The 14,100-nt window shown below is 62.4% G+C and carries 25 protein-coding genes and 1 pseudogene; all 26 read left to right on the forward strand.

Translation table 11 applies throughout. From position 1 onward, the window contains the following. The first annotated feature begins 2 nt into the window (after positions 1-2). The 26 genes and pseudogenes from A3A5_RS39960 to A3A5_RS45905 all read left to right on the forward strand — a co-directional run bounded on the left by A3A5_RS39960 (position 3) and on the right by A3A5_RS45905 (position 13,887). Positions 3-248: a KTSC domain-containing protein gene (locus tag A3A5_RS39960; protein WP_018315045.1), complete on the forward strand. Its 246-nt coding sequence runs from the start codon at positions 3-5 to the stop codon at positions 246-248. Then, on the forward strand, positions 245-856 hold the full coding sequence (locus tag A3A5_RS0134815) for a hypothetical protein (protein WP_018315046.1): 612 nt from the start codon (positions 245-247) through the stop codon (positions 854-856). Before A3A5_RS39960 ends, A3A5_RS0134815 begins: the two co-directional genes overlap by 4 nt. Continuing rightward, entirely contained in the window at positions 843-1,520 is a 678-nt protein-coding gene (locus A3A5_RS0134820; RefSeq protein WP_018315047.1) for a hypothetical protein, read from the forward strand. The genes A3A5_RS0134815 and A3A5_RS0134820 overlap by 14 nt, the downstream gene beginning before the upstream one ends. Before the next feature lie 10 nt (positions 1,521-1,530). Continuing rightward, entirely contained in the window at positions 1,531-1,791 is a 261-nt protein-coding gene (locus A3A5_RS0134825; RefSeq protein WP_026201430.1) for a helix-turn-helix transcriptional regulator, read from the forward strand. A gap of 2 nt (positions 1,792-1,793) precedes the next feature. Beyond that, positions 1,794-2,306 (forward strand): single-stranded DNA-binding protein, encoded by a 513-nt coding sequence (gene ssb, locus A3A5_RS0134830; RefSeq protein ID WP_026201431.1) that lies wholly within the window; start codon positions 1,794-1,796, stop codon positions 2,304-2,306. Positions 2,307-2,470: 164 nt separating this feature from the next. Beyond that, positions 2,471-2,656, forward strand: a complete 186-nt coding sequence (locus A3A5_RS0134835; RefSeq protein ID WP_018315050.1) for a hypothetical protein — start codon at positions 2,471-2,473, stop codon at positions 2,654-2,656. A 251-nt stretch (positions 2,657-2,907) separates the two neighbouring features. Then, positions 2,908-3,198 (forward strand): hypothetical protein, encoded by a 291-nt coding sequence (locus tag A3A5_RS0134840; RefSeq protein ID WP_018315051.1) that lies wholly within the window; start codon positions 2,908-2,910, stop codon positions 3,196-3,198. Between the two features lies 1 nt (position 3,199). Continuing rightward, complete coding sequence (locus A3A5_RS0134845) at positions 3,200-3,910, forward strand: hypothetical protein (protein ID WP_157637388.1); 711 nt, start codon at positions 3,200-3,202, stop codon at positions 3,908-3,910. 263 nt (positions 3,911-4,173) lie between these two features. Further along, complete coding sequence (gene iscB / locus A3A5_RS0134850; RefSeq protein WP_018315053.1) at positions 4,174-5,535, forward strand: RNA-guided endonuclease IscB; 1,362 nt, start codon at positions 4,174-4,176, stop codon at positions 5,533-5,535. 9 nt (positions 5,536-5,544) lie between these two features. Then, entirely contained in the window at positions 5,545-5,790 is a 246-nt protein-coding gene (locus A3A5_RS39965) for a hypothetical protein (RefSeq protein ID WP_018315054.1), read from the forward strand. Continuing rightward, entirely contained in the window at positions 5,787-6,362 is a 576-nt protein-coding gene (locus A3A5_RS0134860) for a hypothetical protein (protein ID WP_026201432.1), read from the forward strand. The genes A3A5_RS39965 and A3A5_RS0134860 overlap by 4 nt, the downstream gene beginning before the upstream one ends. A 164-nt stretch (positions 6,363-6,526) precedes the next feature. Beyond that, complete coding sequence (locus A3A5_RS0134870) at positions 6,527-7,111, forward strand: hypothetical protein (protein WP_018315057.1); 585 nt, start codon at positions 6,527-6,529, stop codon at positions 7,109-7,111. Continuing rightward, positions 7,108-8,322 carry a hypothetical protein gene (locus A3A5_RS0134875; RefSeq protein WP_018315058.1) on the forward strand — a complete coding sequence of 405 codons (1,215 nt, stop codon included), beginning with the start codon at positions 7,108-7,110 and terminating at the stop codon, positions 8,320-8,322. The genes A3A5_RS0134870 and A3A5_RS0134875 overlap by 4 nt, the downstream gene beginning before the upstream one ends. Continuing rightward, positions 8,319-8,510 carry a hypothetical protein gene (locus tag A3A5_RS0134880; protein ID WP_018315059.1) on the forward strand — a complete coding sequence of 64 codons (192 nt, stop codon included), beginning with the start codon at positions 8,319-8,321 and terminating at the stop codon, positions 8,508-8,510. Before A3A5_RS0134875 ends, A3A5_RS0134880 begins: the two co-directional genes overlap by 4 nt. Before the next feature lie 123 nt (positions 8,511-8,633). Continuing rightward, positions 8,634-9,305, forward strand: a complete 672-nt coding sequence (locus A3A5_RS0134885; RefSeq protein ID WP_018315060.1) for a hypothetical protein — start codon at positions 8,634-8,636, stop codon at positions 9,303-9,305. Then, positions 9,305-9,589, forward strand: coding sequence for a hypothetical protein (locus A3A5_RS0134890; RefSeq protein WP_018315061.1), 285 nt, complete (start codon positions 9,305-9,307; stop codon positions 9,587-9,589). Before A3A5_RS0134885 ends, A3A5_RS0134890 begins: the two co-directional genes overlap by 1 nt. Continuing rightward, positions 9,586-9,795 (forward strand): hypothetical protein, encoded by a 210-nt coding sequence (locus A3A5_RS0134895; RefSeq protein WP_018315062.1) that lies wholly within the window; start codon positions 9,586-9,588, stop codon positions 9,793-9,795. Before A3A5_RS0134890 ends, A3A5_RS0134895 begins: the two co-directional genes overlap by 4 nt. 204 nt (positions 9,796-9,999) lie before the next feature. After that, positions 10,000-10,635 carry a hypothetical protein gene (locus A3A5_RS0134905; RefSeq protein WP_018315064.1) on the forward strand — a complete coding sequence of 212 codons (636 nt, stop codon included), beginning with the start codon at positions 10,000-10,002 and terminating at the stop codon, positions 10,633-10,635. Continuing rightward, complete coding sequence (locus A3A5_RS0134910; protein ID WP_018315065.1) at positions 10,632-10,994, forward strand: hypothetical protein; 363 nt, start codon at positions 10,632-10,634, stop codon at positions 10,992-10,994. Before A3A5_RS0134905 ends, A3A5_RS0134910 begins: the two co-directional genes overlap by 4 nt. Next, positions 10,991-11,506 (forward strand): hypothetical protein, encoded by a 516-nt coding sequence (locus A3A5_RS0134915; RefSeq protein WP_018315066.1) that lies wholly within the window; start codon positions 10,991-10,993, stop codon positions 11,504-11,506. The genes A3A5_RS0134910 and A3A5_RS0134915 overlap by 4 nt, the downstream gene beginning before the upstream one ends. 78 nt (positions 11,507-11,584) lie before the next feature. Beyond that, the gene (locus A3A5_RS43855; protein WP_157637389.1) at positions 11,585-11,797 is read left to right on the forward strand and encodes a hypothetical protein; all 213 of its coding nucleotides are present in this window, start codon (positions 11,585-11,587) and stop codon (positions 11,795-11,797) included. Beyond that, a complete protein-coding gene (locus tag A3A5_RS39970; RefSeq protein WP_018315068.1) occupies positions 11,794-12,264 on the forward strand; it encodes a hypothetical protein in 471 nt (156 codons plus the stop codon). The genes A3A5_RS43855 and A3A5_RS39970 overlap by 4 nt, the downstream gene beginning before the upstream one ends. Beyond that, a complete protein-coding gene (locus A3A5_RS44245) occupies positions 12,264-12,440 on the forward strand; it encodes a hypothetical protein (protein WP_018315069.1) in 177 nt (58 codons plus the stop codon). The genes A3A5_RS39970 and A3A5_RS44245 overlap by 1 nt, the downstream gene beginning before the upstream one ends. Before the next feature lie 31 nt (positions 12,441-12,471). Then, positions 12,472-12,915 carry a Ref family recombination enhancement nuclease gene (locus A3A5_RS0134935; protein ID WP_232431556.1) on the forward strand — a complete coding sequence of 148 codons (444 nt, stop codon included), beginning with the start codon at positions 12,472-12,474 and terminating at the stop codon, positions 12,913-12,915. A 50-nt stretch (positions 12,916-12,965) separates the two neighbouring features. Then, positions 12,966-13,292 (forward strand): annotated as a pseudogene (locus A3A5_RS45900) (DNA methyltransferase); the annotation flags it as partial. 403 nt (positions 13,293-13,695) lie between these two features. Continuing rightward, a complete protein-coding gene (locus tag A3A5_RS45905) occupies positions 13,696-13,887 on the forward strand; it encodes an HNH endonuclease (RefSeq protein ID WP_369797852.1) in 192 nt (63 codons plus the stop codon). The last annotated feature ends 213 nt before the right edge of the window (positions 13,888-14,100 follow it).

Raw genomic sequence — 14,100 nt, forward strand, 5'->3', positions numbered from 1 at the left:
CCATGACCACCAGCAAGACCAAGATCCCGACCATCACGCCCGTCTCGTCCTCCAACCTGGCCGGCTACCACTATGACCCCGCCAAGCAGGTGTTCACGGTGAAGTTCTCCAGCGGCACGCACTACGCCTACTCGGGCGTGTCGGCAAAGACCATGAAGGGCTTCCACGAGGCGGAGTCGAAGGGCTCCTTCTTCGCCCGCGAGATCCGCAGCAAGCACGCCCACGAGCGGCTGGAGGAGGAAGCGTGATCTATCCGGGCCTCACGTTCGATGAGCCGACGCATACCTATCGGTTCCAAGGCAAGGAAGTGCCGAGCGTCACGCAACTGCTGGACACTGCGCTCTACAACTTCGCCATGGTCCCGGAGGACTTGCTGCAAGCGGCGGCGGATCGCGGCACTGCGGTTCACCTGGCTACCGAGCTGTACGACCAGAACGACCTGGACGAAAGCAGCCTGGAGCCGGAGTGGGTGCCGTACCTCGATGCGTGGAAGAAGTTTCGCGCGGAATCGGGGTTCGAGATCGACTTCATCGAGCGCAAGGTCTTCCACCCCACCCTGCACTACGCCGGGACCATCGACCGCGGCGGCGTGATGAGCGGCAAGCGCTGGCTGATCGACATCAAGACCACCAGCGTCGTGTCTCATGCGGCTGGGGTCCAGCTCGCAGCCTACGAGAAGGCGGCCCGCGAGAACGACGAGATTTACAAGAGCGCCCGCAAGGTTCACCGCGGGGTTGTGCAACTGAAGAACAACGGCACCTACCGTCTCGTGCCGTTCAAGGAAGAAAGCGACTGGAACACCTTCGTCGCCCTACTGAACCTCCACAACTGGAAGAAAAATCATGGAACTGCTTAAATCCCTCGCCACCCTGACCGCCCCGAAGGCTGACGATCTGCTGGCCGATGCCAATGCCTCGCACGAAATCGCGCATGCCATGGTGATTGACAGCGATGAGATGTTCGAGTTCGCCGGCAAGGAACTGCAGGACATCAGCACCAAGATCTCGGCGCTCGAAGAAAAGCGCATGGCCATCACCCGCCCGATGGACGCCGCCAAGAAGGCCGTGATGGCTCTGTTCAGCCCGGCAATCGAGCGCCTCACCGAGGGCAAGGTCTTCATCAACAACGGCATGCTGGTCTACACCCGCAAGAAGCAGGCTGAAGCTGCCGAGGCCCAGCGCAAGGCCGATGCCGCTGCCGCCGCGGAGCGCGCCAAGATCCAGCAGCGCGCCGAGCGGGCCGAGGCCTCCGGCAAGGTCGAGAAGGCTGAGGATCTGCGCGAGCTCGCCGCCACCACCGTCGCGCCCGTGGTCCGCATCGAAGCCGCCAAGGTCAAGGGCGTGAGCATCAAGGCCAACTGGCAATTCGAAGTGACGGACCCGAGCCTGATCCCGCGCGAGTTCCTGATGGTGGACGAGAAGAAGATTGGCCAGGTCGTCAAGGCCATGAAGGAAGCGACCAACATCCCGGGTATCCGCGTGTGGGATGCCGGCACGGTCTCGGCTCGCCGCTTCGGCTAAGGGCCTGACCATGGGCACCGCACCGGGGGCGCAGCGTCTGCGTAGGCTGCGCCACAAGGCAGAACTATCGCAGACATTGTTTTGGGGACGCATCGGCGTTAGCCAGCAGCGAGGCAGCCGCTACGAGACCGGAGCCGAGATGACGAAGGACGTGACGCTCTTGGTCGAGCTGGCCTATGGATGCATTCCCCTGTTCACGCTTGCCAAGCTCCGCGACATGCAGTTGGACGATTTTATGCGCGAGCAAGGTTTCGTTAGAAAGGAGAAGTGAAAGTGGCATCAGTAAACAAATGCATCCTCGTAGGAAATTGCGGTGCCGACCCTGAAACTCGGTACTTGCCCAGCGGTGACGCCGTGACCAACGTTAGCCTGGCGATGACCGATCGCTACAAGGACAAGCAGACCGGTGAGGCGCGCGAACATACCGAATGGATCCGCGTGAACTTCTTTGGAAAACTGGCTGAGATCGCCGGCCAATACCTGAAGAAGGGTTCGCAGGTCTACGTCGAAGGGTCCATCCGGACGCGCAAGTGGCAGGATCAGAACGGCCAGGATAAGTACAGCACCGAGATCCGCGCCGATGTCATGAAGATGCTGGGCTCGCGCCAGGGCGGCGATGATGACGGCGGATCCGGCGGGCAGCAACAGCGACCGCAGCAGCAGGGCCAGCAGCGTCAAGCCGCCGGCCAGCAGCGCCAGCAGGCACCGCAAGGTGGCCAGCGTCGACAAGCCCCGCCGCAGGACAACGGGTTCGAGGGCATGGACGACGACCAAATCCCTTTTTAGACGAAGGGCGCCAGCGACCAGCAGCGAGAGCCGCCGGCTCATTTTTTTGAGCCGGTGAATAAGTTTTGCTTGCGCTGTATAACTTTGTTTCTTAAACTGGCTGAGTCGTTTTTCAGAAATTCAGCCACGCGCCGAACTCCCTCGGCGCCTTTGTCGGAGAACCCATGAACGGAAAGAAAGCGAAGCAGCTCCGCGCTCTGGCGCGCGAGGGCACGGACGGGGCCAAGCCACTGTCGCAGGCGGCTAAACACGTCTATGCGCAAACGAAGCAGATCTACAAGGGCCTCACCGAGCCCGAGCGCAGCGCGGAGCGCCGGATCATCGTTGAGAACGCCTCGGTCGCAGCATGAGCCACAGCGTGAGAAAGCTCACCCTCCTCACCGCCGCGATGGCATTCGCCGCGTCGCTTACGTCGCCGGCCTACGCAGCACCGGGCCAGTGCCGTCGCGCAGGCGATCCCTACGGCGATCCCGTGGACTTCCAGCCTTCGGCCCCCTCCCAGCCGAAGCGCCAAGGAAAGCCCTGGGCTCGCAAGAAGGCCAACCGTCGATAGAGCCATGGGGCGCCGGAACCCTCCACCTCTGGCGCCCGTGGAGACCACATGAACGAACAACACCTCCTCGACCTGCTCCGCGAACTCGGCAAGCCTGTCCGGCGCCCCGAGCTGATGAGGCTCTCCGGTTTCTACGCGGAGGACCTGCTGGCGGCGCTTGATGCCCTGGTCCTGCGCGGCGACGTCGAGCGCGTGGACGACAAGTACCGCGCAGTCGAACGCAAGCCGGAGCCGGTCAAATCACCCTACCAGCCCGACTGGTGCGGGACGGAGTGGAAGCCGGACACCTTTACGCACTGGCACCGCTGCATGGAGTCCAGAAAGATGGGGATTAGCTGACATGAACCCTCCTAGCAGACAACTCACATTGCGGCGCATGGATGCCATTCTCGCGCTGCTACGCACGGGCGATCGAACCATCTATGAAATCGCCGACCACGTTTGCATCATCCCCGAGCACGTCCGCTCTCGCTATGTGAAAGTATTGATCGCCCAGGGCAAAGCTCACATTTGCCGCGCCGTGATCCGCCGGGAGGCTGCCAGCCCCAGTCCGCGCGTCGTTTTCGCCTATGGCCCACCACCAGAGGGCGTGCCCCACAACTACGGCGCCCAATTCACCCGCGCCCGCGGCGAGGCAGTGGGCGCGACCCGCAACTTCCAAGAGCTGTCGCTGACGCCGGTCCTCGCTGCGCTGGTCGATGGCGAGCGCGAGGTGGCCGAGATTTCGAATGTGACCGGCATCCATCCGCACAACGTAAAGCTGCGTCTGGACCACCTCATCGACGCGGACCGGATCCATGTTTCCGAGCGGGAGATTCGCGACGGATACCCGAAGTTCCTCTACGCCCTTGGGCCTGCACCGAAGGCCATGCCGCGCGGCACTGAGAAGCAATACGCCTACTGGCGCAAGAAGCACGCAGAGGCTGCGCGCAACGCGGATAACGCCCGCCGCCGGGCGGTGTACCGACGTAGCGCCCCGGACGTCGCCGCGTTCTGGATTCCGCGCCAGACCACCAACACCGAGATCCGAGCGTCAACTACCCCCGCCTGAAGGTTGGAGCTTGAAGGGCAACCAACAAGCTCGGGTTGACCAGGCAGAGCGGTAAACAGCCCGCTACGTTGCGAATAGGTGCAAGACCGACGTTGGGATGCTTCCTTAGTCCCAACCTCTCGAAGCCCCGGTTGCAGACAAGCGACAGGGTAAGCACGAAACGGATCGGGGCAGATCGCCGGTTCGCAACATTGCCGAAGGGAGACGCCCCGCAAGGGGCGCGTAACCAGGCCCGTAAGGGCGCCTATTTTGGAGAGATTGCCATGGCAGTCTTTGTGTTGGACAAGCACGGCAAGCCGTTAATGCCTTGCACCGAGAAGCGAGCGCGGTTGTTGCTCGAGCGCGGGCGCGCACGGGTGCACCGCCTGATGCCGTTCGCCATTCGGCTGATTGATGGACGCGTGGCTGACAGCGAGTTCCAGCCGTTGCGTCTCAAGCTGGATCCGGGGAGTAAGGGAACGGGCGTCGCCCTCGTTCGTGAGACAACTGACGTGAATGGCATCCGGCACGCCATCGTGCTGTCGCTGGCCGAGATCCTTCACCGTGGCCGGCAGATCAGCGAGGCATTGCTCGCACGACGCTCGATGCGCCAGGCCCGTCGCGGGCGAAAGACGCGCTACCGCGCATCTCGGTTTCACAATCGCCGCAAGCCCAAGGGGTGGCTGGCGCCCAGCCTGCGCCACCGCGTCGAGACCACCGTGTCGTGGGTTTCCCGCTTTCGCGCGCTAGCGCCAATCACGGCCCTCAGCACGGAGTTGGTGCGCTTCGACATGCAGGCGATGCAGCATCCGGAAATCTCAGGGATCCAATATCAGCAGGGGACGCTTCAGGGCTACGAACTGCGCGAGTACCTTCTCGAAAAATTCGGGCGAATCTGTGCATATTGTGACGCGAAGGACCGACCGCTCGAAATCGAGCACATCGACGCCCGCGCCAACAACGGGTCCAACCGGGTCTCGAATCTGACGCTGGCCTGCCGGCCCTGCAACCAAAAGAAAGGCGCTTTGCCACTCGAGGTATTCCTACACAATGACCCGCAGAGGGTCAGGCGAATCCGGGCGCACATGAAGGCACCACTGCGCGATGCTGCCGCAGTCAATGTCACCCGCTTCGCCTTGCTTGATGCGCTTAAAGCCACGAGCCTCCCAGTCGAGACCGGTTCCGGCGCCCAAACAAAGTACAACCGCCGACGTCTTGACATCCCGAAGGCCCACGCGCTTGACGCGGCGTGCGTTGGAGAGGTGCAGGCAATCTTGGGCTGGCAACGCCCTACGCTCTGCATCAAATGCACGGGGCGCGGCAGTTACCAGCGCACCCGGCTGACCGCAAACGGGTTCCCTCGCGGCTACCTGATGCGCAGCAAACGCGCGTTCGGGTTCCAGACGGGCGACATGGTTAAGGCCGAAGTCCCGGCGGGAAAGAGGGCCGGCACACACGTCGGTAGGGTTGCGATCCGGGCCACCGGCAAATTCAACATCCAAACCATAGGGGGAGCCGTGCAAGGCATCTCACATAAGTACTGTTCTATCCTTCAGCGCGGTGACGGATATGGTTATGCACTCGTAGCGCACTCACAAAAGAAGATCGAGTCGAGGACTGGGGCGACGCTACGCGTCGCGCGCTAAGGGGCCACCATGTCAGAACAGAAAGTCCTGATGCCCTCCGCCCTCACCGCAGAGAACGGCGCCAAGGCCCTGCTGAGCGGCGAGTTCCACGAGACGTTTAGCTCGGCCTGCCCGGCTTGCGGTGGCGATGTTGAGGAGGATGACTGCGGTGTTTGCGAAGGCAGCGGCACGGTCGAGATCCGCATTCCTGTGAGCTGGACCACGATCAAGGCCATCTACGCCATGGCCGTCGAGCACCTTGGGAGCCCCGCGTGATGACGCCGACCTCAAAGCAGATCGGACTGCTGCAGCACACCATCGGCGTGTCCGAGTGGCAGCGCGAGCCGCATCGCAATCACTTCGTCGCCGGCCCGGGCCACCATGACCAGAAAGACCTTGAGCAACTGGAGGCCGCCGGCCTGATGGGGCGCGGTCGCACGCCGAGCTTCATCCCCGCCGATAGCGTGGTGTTCATGGTCACGGAAGCCGGCCGCGCGTTGGCGATCGCCTCCCTGCCGGAGCCGAAGAAGCCGACGCGCTACGAGGAATACCTGCGCGCCGACGGGTGCGCGGGCGACTCGTTCGGCGAGTTCTTGTGCGGCATCCGCCTGCCGGAGTTCGAGTCTCGGCGCGCTCACAACAGACCGCGCGGCCGGTGGGGATACGAGTGCTACGAGTACCGCATGTTCCGCTGCGCTGGATGGGATTCGTACTACGGCATCCCCGGCGGCAGGGACGTGCAAGGCGATTGGGCGCCAACAAAGAAGGAAGCCAAGGCGAGTTACAAGGCAGCGCTCAAGGCGCATCAGCAGGCCAGGCGCGGCGACGCGTTGAGGAAGGCGGCATGACTTGCATCGCCCCACTCATCACCCTCGCCGGCTTCTTTGCCGCCATGGCTGTTGGCGCCTATGCCAACTACCGGTTTGCGAAGAGGTTGATGCGGCGACCCTGACAAGTTTTGCGGCGCGCTACCACCCGGCCAGCGCGCTGCCTTTTTATACCGAGGAACCATATGCCAAGCGGATACACAGCCTCCATCAAGGATGGCATCACCTTCCAACAGTTTGCCCTTCGCTGCGCGCGGGCCATGGGCGCGCTGGTCCTGATGCGGGATGAGCCCTTCGACGCGCCGATTCCGGAACGCTTCGAACCGTCCGACTACCACCTTAAGCGGGCCGAGGAGGCGCGGCAGGATCTTGCCAGGCTTCGCGCGCTGTCGCTGGACGAGGCTGAGAAGGAGAATGAGGCCGCTTATTTGGCTGAACTCGCCCGACGCGCCAAGCATCTTCAAGAGAACGAGGATCTCCGCGCCAAGTATCAGGCCATGCTGGACCAGGTGAACGCCTGGGAGCCTCCCACTCCCGACCACACGGGATTCGCTGAGTTCATGAGCACGCAGATCAATGAATCCATCAAGTGGGATTGCATGGACTGCATTGACGAACCCCAGCGCGTAGACGGCGAGCAATGGCTCGCGGCGCAGATCGAGAAAGCCGGGCGCAGCATCGCCTACCACGACCGCGAGCACGCCGCAGAAGTGGAGCGCACGGAGAAGCGGAACGCCTGGATCAAGGCACTGCGCGGGAGCCTGCAATGAACGAGCAAGTGCCACAAATCACTCCGAAGATGCGCGACATCGCCATCCGACTGTGCGTGCAGCTATTCGACGTCACGCCACACCCAACTGCGGCCGAAAAGCTGTGCCGGGCGATTGCGGCAGCAATGCCGGCGCCGGCCGCCGCCCTCTCCCAACTGTCAGATGAGGCGGTGCATTACGTTCTGCGCCAATACTTCGACGGCGTGACGGAGGAGAAAGCCCAGAACATCGCGCACGACTTGCGTATCGGCCTCGGCGCCGCCCCTGCGGCACCTGTCGCCGCACCAGCGAGCGAGCCCAAGCGCATCCTTTGGCCCGTGACGGGGAAGGTGCTTAGCTCCTTGGCGAACGAACTGGTACGTGCTGCTGAGTCCATGGGCTATGACGACGAACTGGTTCTGGAAGTGCGCGCGCCTGGCACCTTCGAGGACCACAACAAGAAGCTGAACGCGCGTCACGTTCTGGCGGTATCTCTTGCCGAGTATCTCGAGGAAGGCTTCTACCCCATCGACCCGACCGACCCCACCGGCGGTCGCGCAGCACCAGCCAGCGGGGAAGCGGGGGCGATGAGCGACATGGAAAAGGGCTGTGTGCAAACAGCGATTGACTGTGTGCTTAAAAGTCAGCCCCCTGGCTGGCCTATCGTTGTCAATACGCTGAAAGCCATCCTCGCCGCCCCCATCGCCGCCGGCCAGGAGCAAGCGCGCGAGATGGTGGGGCTGAAGCAAGCGGCAGAGTTTATACAGAAAAAAGCCGATGACTATGCACGGGAGTTTGGGAAAGACGATATGGGATCGCTCTCATTCGGCAATGAAGACATGCAAATCTACCACTGGCATCTTCTAGAACTTGCCGATGAGATTCGTGCCCTCGCCGCACCCCTCGCGGAATCCTTACAGGGTGACACGGCAGGGGCGAGCGAGCCGGTGGCATATGCCAATGCTCGGCATCTGGCTGAACGCATGAAAAGCGTGCCAGCTTGCCGCGATGCCGACCAATATTTCACGGTGCCTCTCTACACCGCCGCCCCGCAATGCCATGTGCAGAAGGGGTGGACGGCGAGTGCGGAGGCAAACAATGCGTTGCTTCTACTTGGTCGATTGGACGTGTCAGCGGAAGACGATACGCGAGTTGAGCAGATTGCAGCCATCGTGCGCGGTCTCGTCGCCACGCCGCCCGCTACCGGCGCAGACGATGCGAGGGATGCATGAGAACAGATCCGAGCTACTGCGATCATCAGTACGAATGCGTGCACTTTGATGGCATCTATCGATGCATGCATTGCGGCGACCGCACCCGCTACCCGCACAACGGGCGAGCACCGTTTACCGAAGACATGTGCGCGGCCATCGACGCCGCCCTGCGCGCCAAGGAGGGAGAGAGCAATGCGGATGCGTAAGCGCCGGCACACGTGGGAATGGACACTCACATTCGGCGTGCGAGGCAGTGTGTGGGGCGATAGATGGATTCGCACCGCTGTTCTCGTTAGGAAATGGCGGAATGCACGAAAAGGATTCGGGAAATGACCACGACTGACAAGCTGGATCTGGATACGCTGGAGGCATCTCTGAAGGGCGTCGGCAATATCTGCCTGCCGGTTCACGCCACGCAGCTACTCGCCCTGATCGCCCGCATCCGCGAACTGGAGAGCGCCTGCGACTCGCTGGCAAGCACGCTGACGAATGTCGATGTTGCGGTGCGCGACATCCTTGGCATTAGCCAGACCGCCGATGACGCCCTGCCCGAACTGGTCGCAGACTGGATGGAGAATCGCGCCGCACCCCAGCCCGCAGCGGCGCCACTGATCAAGCTGAAAGATGCGCTGGAAACTATTGCTGATTTGTATAGCTACGAGGCAACTGTTGGTGAAATGTCTAGTGCGATGTATGAGGCCCGCTGCATTGCGCTTAATGCATTGCGCACGAATTCAGCAGAGCGCGAGAAATGTAGAGAGTGCAACGGGACTGGAACGTCAGATGGCCGTGATGGCGCGCTGATTCCTTGCTTGGCATGCAAGGGAAAGAAATCTACAACATGCCAAGTTGAGCCTATCGCGTGGATTCAGGAGGAGCGCGGAAATAAGCACGTAGTTTGGCGCGAGTCCCCATCGAAATATCCGGTGGGAACAAAGTTCTATCTCGCCGCCCCGCCCTGCGCACTCTCGGGTAGCGGGGATGGGGATAGGGAGGTGTGATGCAGACGCTGACAATTCCCGTGAAGGGCATCTACTTCGACCAGATCAAGGCTGGCACCAAGCCGCGCGAGTACCGCCTGGTGACGGCCTACTGGCGCAAGCGCCTGGAAGGCCGGACCTATGACCGGATCGTGCTGACGCGCGGCTATCCCAAAGCCGACGACGCGGAGCGCCGACTAGTGGTTCCGTGGCGCGGCTACGAGCTGGAGACCATCACCCATGAGCACTTCGGGCCGGACCCGGTGCAGGTGTTCGCCATCGACGTGACTGGAGGCGCCCTGTGACCGCGCACTTCATGACCGGGCCCGAACTGAAGCTGCACCTCGCCGGCGAGGACGACGCCTTCGCCAAGGCCTGCGAGCTGCTGAAGAACGGCACGATCGGCCCGCACCGCTTCTGGTGGCTGGCTACGGAGTTTGCCATTGAGGCGCTGGCCGACAAGCCGGCACAGCAGCAGCCACACGAGCAGCCTGACCTGTTCACCGCATGACCACCGACCCCCGCCAAGAAGACTGGGAGCCAGGCAAGCCGCCCTTCGGCATAGCCGTTGAGGCAATCATCCGAGGCCACGCCCGCCGCGGCTATTCGGATGGGGTGTGGTTTTGGCTGGGCGATTGCACGCACCCGATGCAGAACGCTGTTGCCAGTGCCTCGGATGTCGAGGCGTGGCGGCAGGCACATTAAGGAGAAATTCGTGATCCAGAGCATTGCCCAACAGCGCGGCCGCGTGCCCTTCCCCGCCCACATCGGCGAGCGCGTCTACATGCGCGAATTCCGCAAGGCCGATGGGTTGCCGGCAGACTTGAGCCGCTGGCAGTCGACCGTAGACGCCATGCTGGACGGCGTTGACACCGATGGTCCGATCTATCTCATGGTCGACCAAGGCGCCGTGCGCGCTGGCAATCCGCACCGCCGGCCTGGCCTGCACATCGATGGCTACTGGAACCCCGGTGTGCACGCGCATGGGCCGCATCGGCCTGACACACCTCATCACAGCGTGCGACCCCCGAGGCATATCCACTCCTCCGGCGGGGACCATGGATTCAAATGGACCACCAGCCGTGAGGGCGTTCACTGGCCGTCCGAAGCCATCATCCTCGCCTCCGACGTGTCCGCCTGCCGCGCCATGGTCGGTGAGTTCGAGGGCATGCCGGCGGAAGGCGGAGACTGCAGTCACATCGACGTGGCGGGAATGGAGGAAATCCGCTTCCATGCCGGCCACGCCTACGCCGGGAATGTCACGATGCTGCACGAATCGCTGCCGGTCGCGGTGGATTGCCTGCGGACTGTGGTGCGGTTGAATGTGCCAGGCTGGAGCCCGACAGCATGAACACCCAAGCCATCTACCCCGACTCGTTCGCCAAGATGCTTCTGGAGCGCGCCGGCCAGAAGTACCAGCCGAGCAACGGCACCGAAGGCGAATGCTTCTTCGAGGCCTGGTGCCGCCAGTGCGCGCGCGATCGCTCCATGCGCGAGGGTGACGACTTCGATGAATGCGACGACAACGAGGTCTGCGGGATCATCGCGAACACGATGGCCCACAAGCCCGAGGATGACGAATACCCCAAGGAATGGATCTACGGCAAGGACGGGCAACCGTGCTGTACGGCTTTTGTGCAGGCGGGCCAGCCAATCCCGCCGGAGCGCGACCCATTCACCCGAGATCTGTTCGAGGAACTAGCAGCATGAACTTCGCAGAAGCCCTCGGCCGCCTACGCGCGGCCCTCTCCGATCCCCGCTCAGGCAGGGACAATACCCTCGTGCGCCGACTGGATCTGCGCGAGCTTCTCCATCACTTCGACCGCCTGGACGCCGAGGCGCGCGCGGCCCACGACGCAACGCACCGCCCGCCGGATTCCTACCTGAAGGTGCCGGTTCGCGGCGCGAATCTGGCGGAGATGCTGCTAGACCAGCCGTGGCACGCCCAGTGCGAAATCATCCCGCACTATATGCCCCGCTACCCCAGCCCGGAAACCAAGCCAGAAGTCCAGATCCGATTCAACAACGGGAAGGAGCATCCGCCATTCCTGCGCTACAGCAAGGGGCCGGCTCAAGGGTTCTTTTGGGACATCTACGGCGAGGACTTCCAGAGCATCGAGCTGGCCATTGTCGCGCTATCCCGAGCCCCAGCACCCCGCAACGTGAGCCCCATCACCTTCACCATACCCCTCCGGCCGGTGGCACCCCAATACATCGAGTAAGTTCCAATAAGTTTTCCTTGCGCTGTATAAGTTTTTCGCTTAGATTTGTCGTTGTCCACGACGAATCTAAGCGGGAACATGAGCGCACCAATTGCGGCATACGCCTACGGCACAGCACGGGAGATGGCCTTCATCGACCGACTGCGCAAGCGTGAAGAATCTATCCTCCTCCTGACCGGCTATCTCTCGGCCGCTGCAAAGCGTGTCAACTGGGGTGATATCGATGGTTTGGCTGCTGTTGAATACGCGCAGATCCAGCTTCGCGAAGCACACCAGGTGGTTCAGCAATGAGCCGCCGCCACATCCAAGCCTTGGCGCGCTACAACCAGCAGCGCGGCCCCAAGGCAACTCCCAAGATCTACCGCTTCCCCGCTTCCGATGAGACGAAGCTCCAACTGATTCCGCACGTCGAGTTGGACAAGTTGCTCAAGCGCGACGGCAATGAGAACAGTTGGCACACCATCACGGCCCGCGTGAATCTCGGCTGCACCCTCGCCTACTGGTACTACTGCAACGAGGACCAGACTGTCGCAGATCGCGCCCTCGAAGCGCTGCGCTCTGTCAGGAAGCGCGGGGACGACACCGGTGTGTGGGGTCTGTCTGGCGATGAATACCGCCTGATCGGCGCTGGCCTGAATGCAACCGATGAACTCCAGAAGCAGACACCGCGCGTGAAGCTGGCCGAGGCGCTGGAGCACGTCTATCGGGTGGCGTCTGAGCCGAATCGGGAAGTTGGTGCGCGGAGGGTTTCGCTGTGATGGCTCTATTTCCCTTCGAAATCGCGTTGCGAGATGCCCTCCGCAAGCGTGCTGACGACAAGGATGCCGAGAAGCTCCGAGCGGCCGAAGAAAGGGCCAAGAAGGTCAAGCGTGACAGCCTTGGCTTACCAATCGACGCATCGAAGTCGCAGTTGAGTGCCTGCCATGCTGACTAGACGTACCCCCATGAGGGCATCGGCCAAGACGATGAAGCGCACGCCGATCCAGCGCACCTCCTCTCTCGATCGCCGCGTTTCGATCCAAGCGCGAGCGGACGAAGCCAAGGAAATGCCGCGAGCGGATCTGAGGCGCTCGCCGATCAAGCGCAAGAACAAGAAGAAGCCGACTGTGGCCGAGTCTCAGTATCTCGGCGCTGTGGCCTCGCTCGGTTGCGCGGTCTGCCGCCGGCTCGGCTTTGGCCCTACCCCCGCAGAGGTCCATCACCCCCGCAAGGGCACCGGCATGGGCCAGCGTGCTGCCCATCGTGATGGCATTCCTCTCTGCCCCGAACACCACCGCGGCAATACGGGCGTGCATGGCCTTGGTGTCAAGCGCTTCGCTGCCGTCTATGGATTTGACGAGGCCGAGCTTGTCGCGGAAACGCAGGCGCTGCTGGTCTCGCATCTCCCGCCGCTCTTGGGGGCTGCATGAGCGATCGGTACACCCTCCACCTGGGCGACTGCGTTGAGGAGATGCGCGGCATGGCTGATTGCTCAGTCGATTCCATCGTCACCGATCCGCCGTACCACCTGACAAACAACGGGGGCGGCCCGACCAAGGGAAACGATAACCCGTACTCGCGCTCGCGGGCAGGCGCCACGACGACCGGATTCATGGGCATGACGTGGGATGGCGGCGATGTAGCCAATCGCGTTGAGACATGGGCCGAAGCCCTGCGCGTCCTGAAGCCGGGCGGCCATCTACTGGCGTTCTCCGGCTCGCGCACGTATCACCGCATGGTGTGCGCAATCGAGGATGCGGGCTTTGAAATCCGTGACCAGATTTTTTGGTTGTACGCGAGCGGATTTCCGAAAAGTCACAACTTGAACAAACTAAGGGGGAGCGCTTTCTGTGGATGCGAAGATAGATCGGCGCACGCTCAAGCGATCGGTTCCGTCGCTGACGTGCACGGTATGCGGGAAGCTGTTTCACTTGGCGCCATCTCGGATTGCCCGGGTAACAACGCCGAGTTGCAGTCGGCAGTGCAATGGGAAGATTCGCGGCGCAGAGTGGGCGAAGCACGGCCACAAAGGGGTGTTGGCTCGCAAGACGTTCACCCCGTTGAGGGGCGCAAACAACCCAGCCTGGAAGGGTGGGGTGACGATGTTCAAGAAAAAGGGCAACTACAAGGACATTCGGTATCTGCGCGCACCGGATTGGATGCTGCCAATGGCCCGGAAGGATGGGTACGTAATGGAGCATCGCCTGGTCATGGCGAAGTGGTGCGGGTATCTGCTGACGCGGACGGAAGTGGTGCATCACGTGGATCACGACCCACTGAACAACGCGCGCAGCAATCTGGAATTGTGGCCGGACAATCGCAGCCACAAGCTGGCAGAGCATGGCCGATTTGTGGAAGGTGCGGTCTGCCGGTGGTTCCCGAGGGACTTGGCACCGCGCTGAAGCCGGCGCACGAGCCGATCTGTGTCGCGCGCAAGCCGCTGGCCGGCACCGTGGCAGCGAATGTGGCGGAACATGGCACCGGAGCACTGAACATCGACGGGTGCCGCATTGGGACAGATGAGACGCTGCGCGCCGGCGCCGGCGGCTTACTGTCGCATGTGCGTGACGGTAAGCAATACCCCAACGGCCGGGATGGGGAGGCTAGCGCAGAAC

It is taken from the genome of Cupriavidus sp. UYPR2.512 (assembly GCF_000379565.1).
In the GTDB taxonomy this organism is placed as follows: domain Bacteria; phylum Pseudomonadota; class Gammaproteobacteria; order Burkholderiales; family Burkholderiaceae; genus Cupriavidus.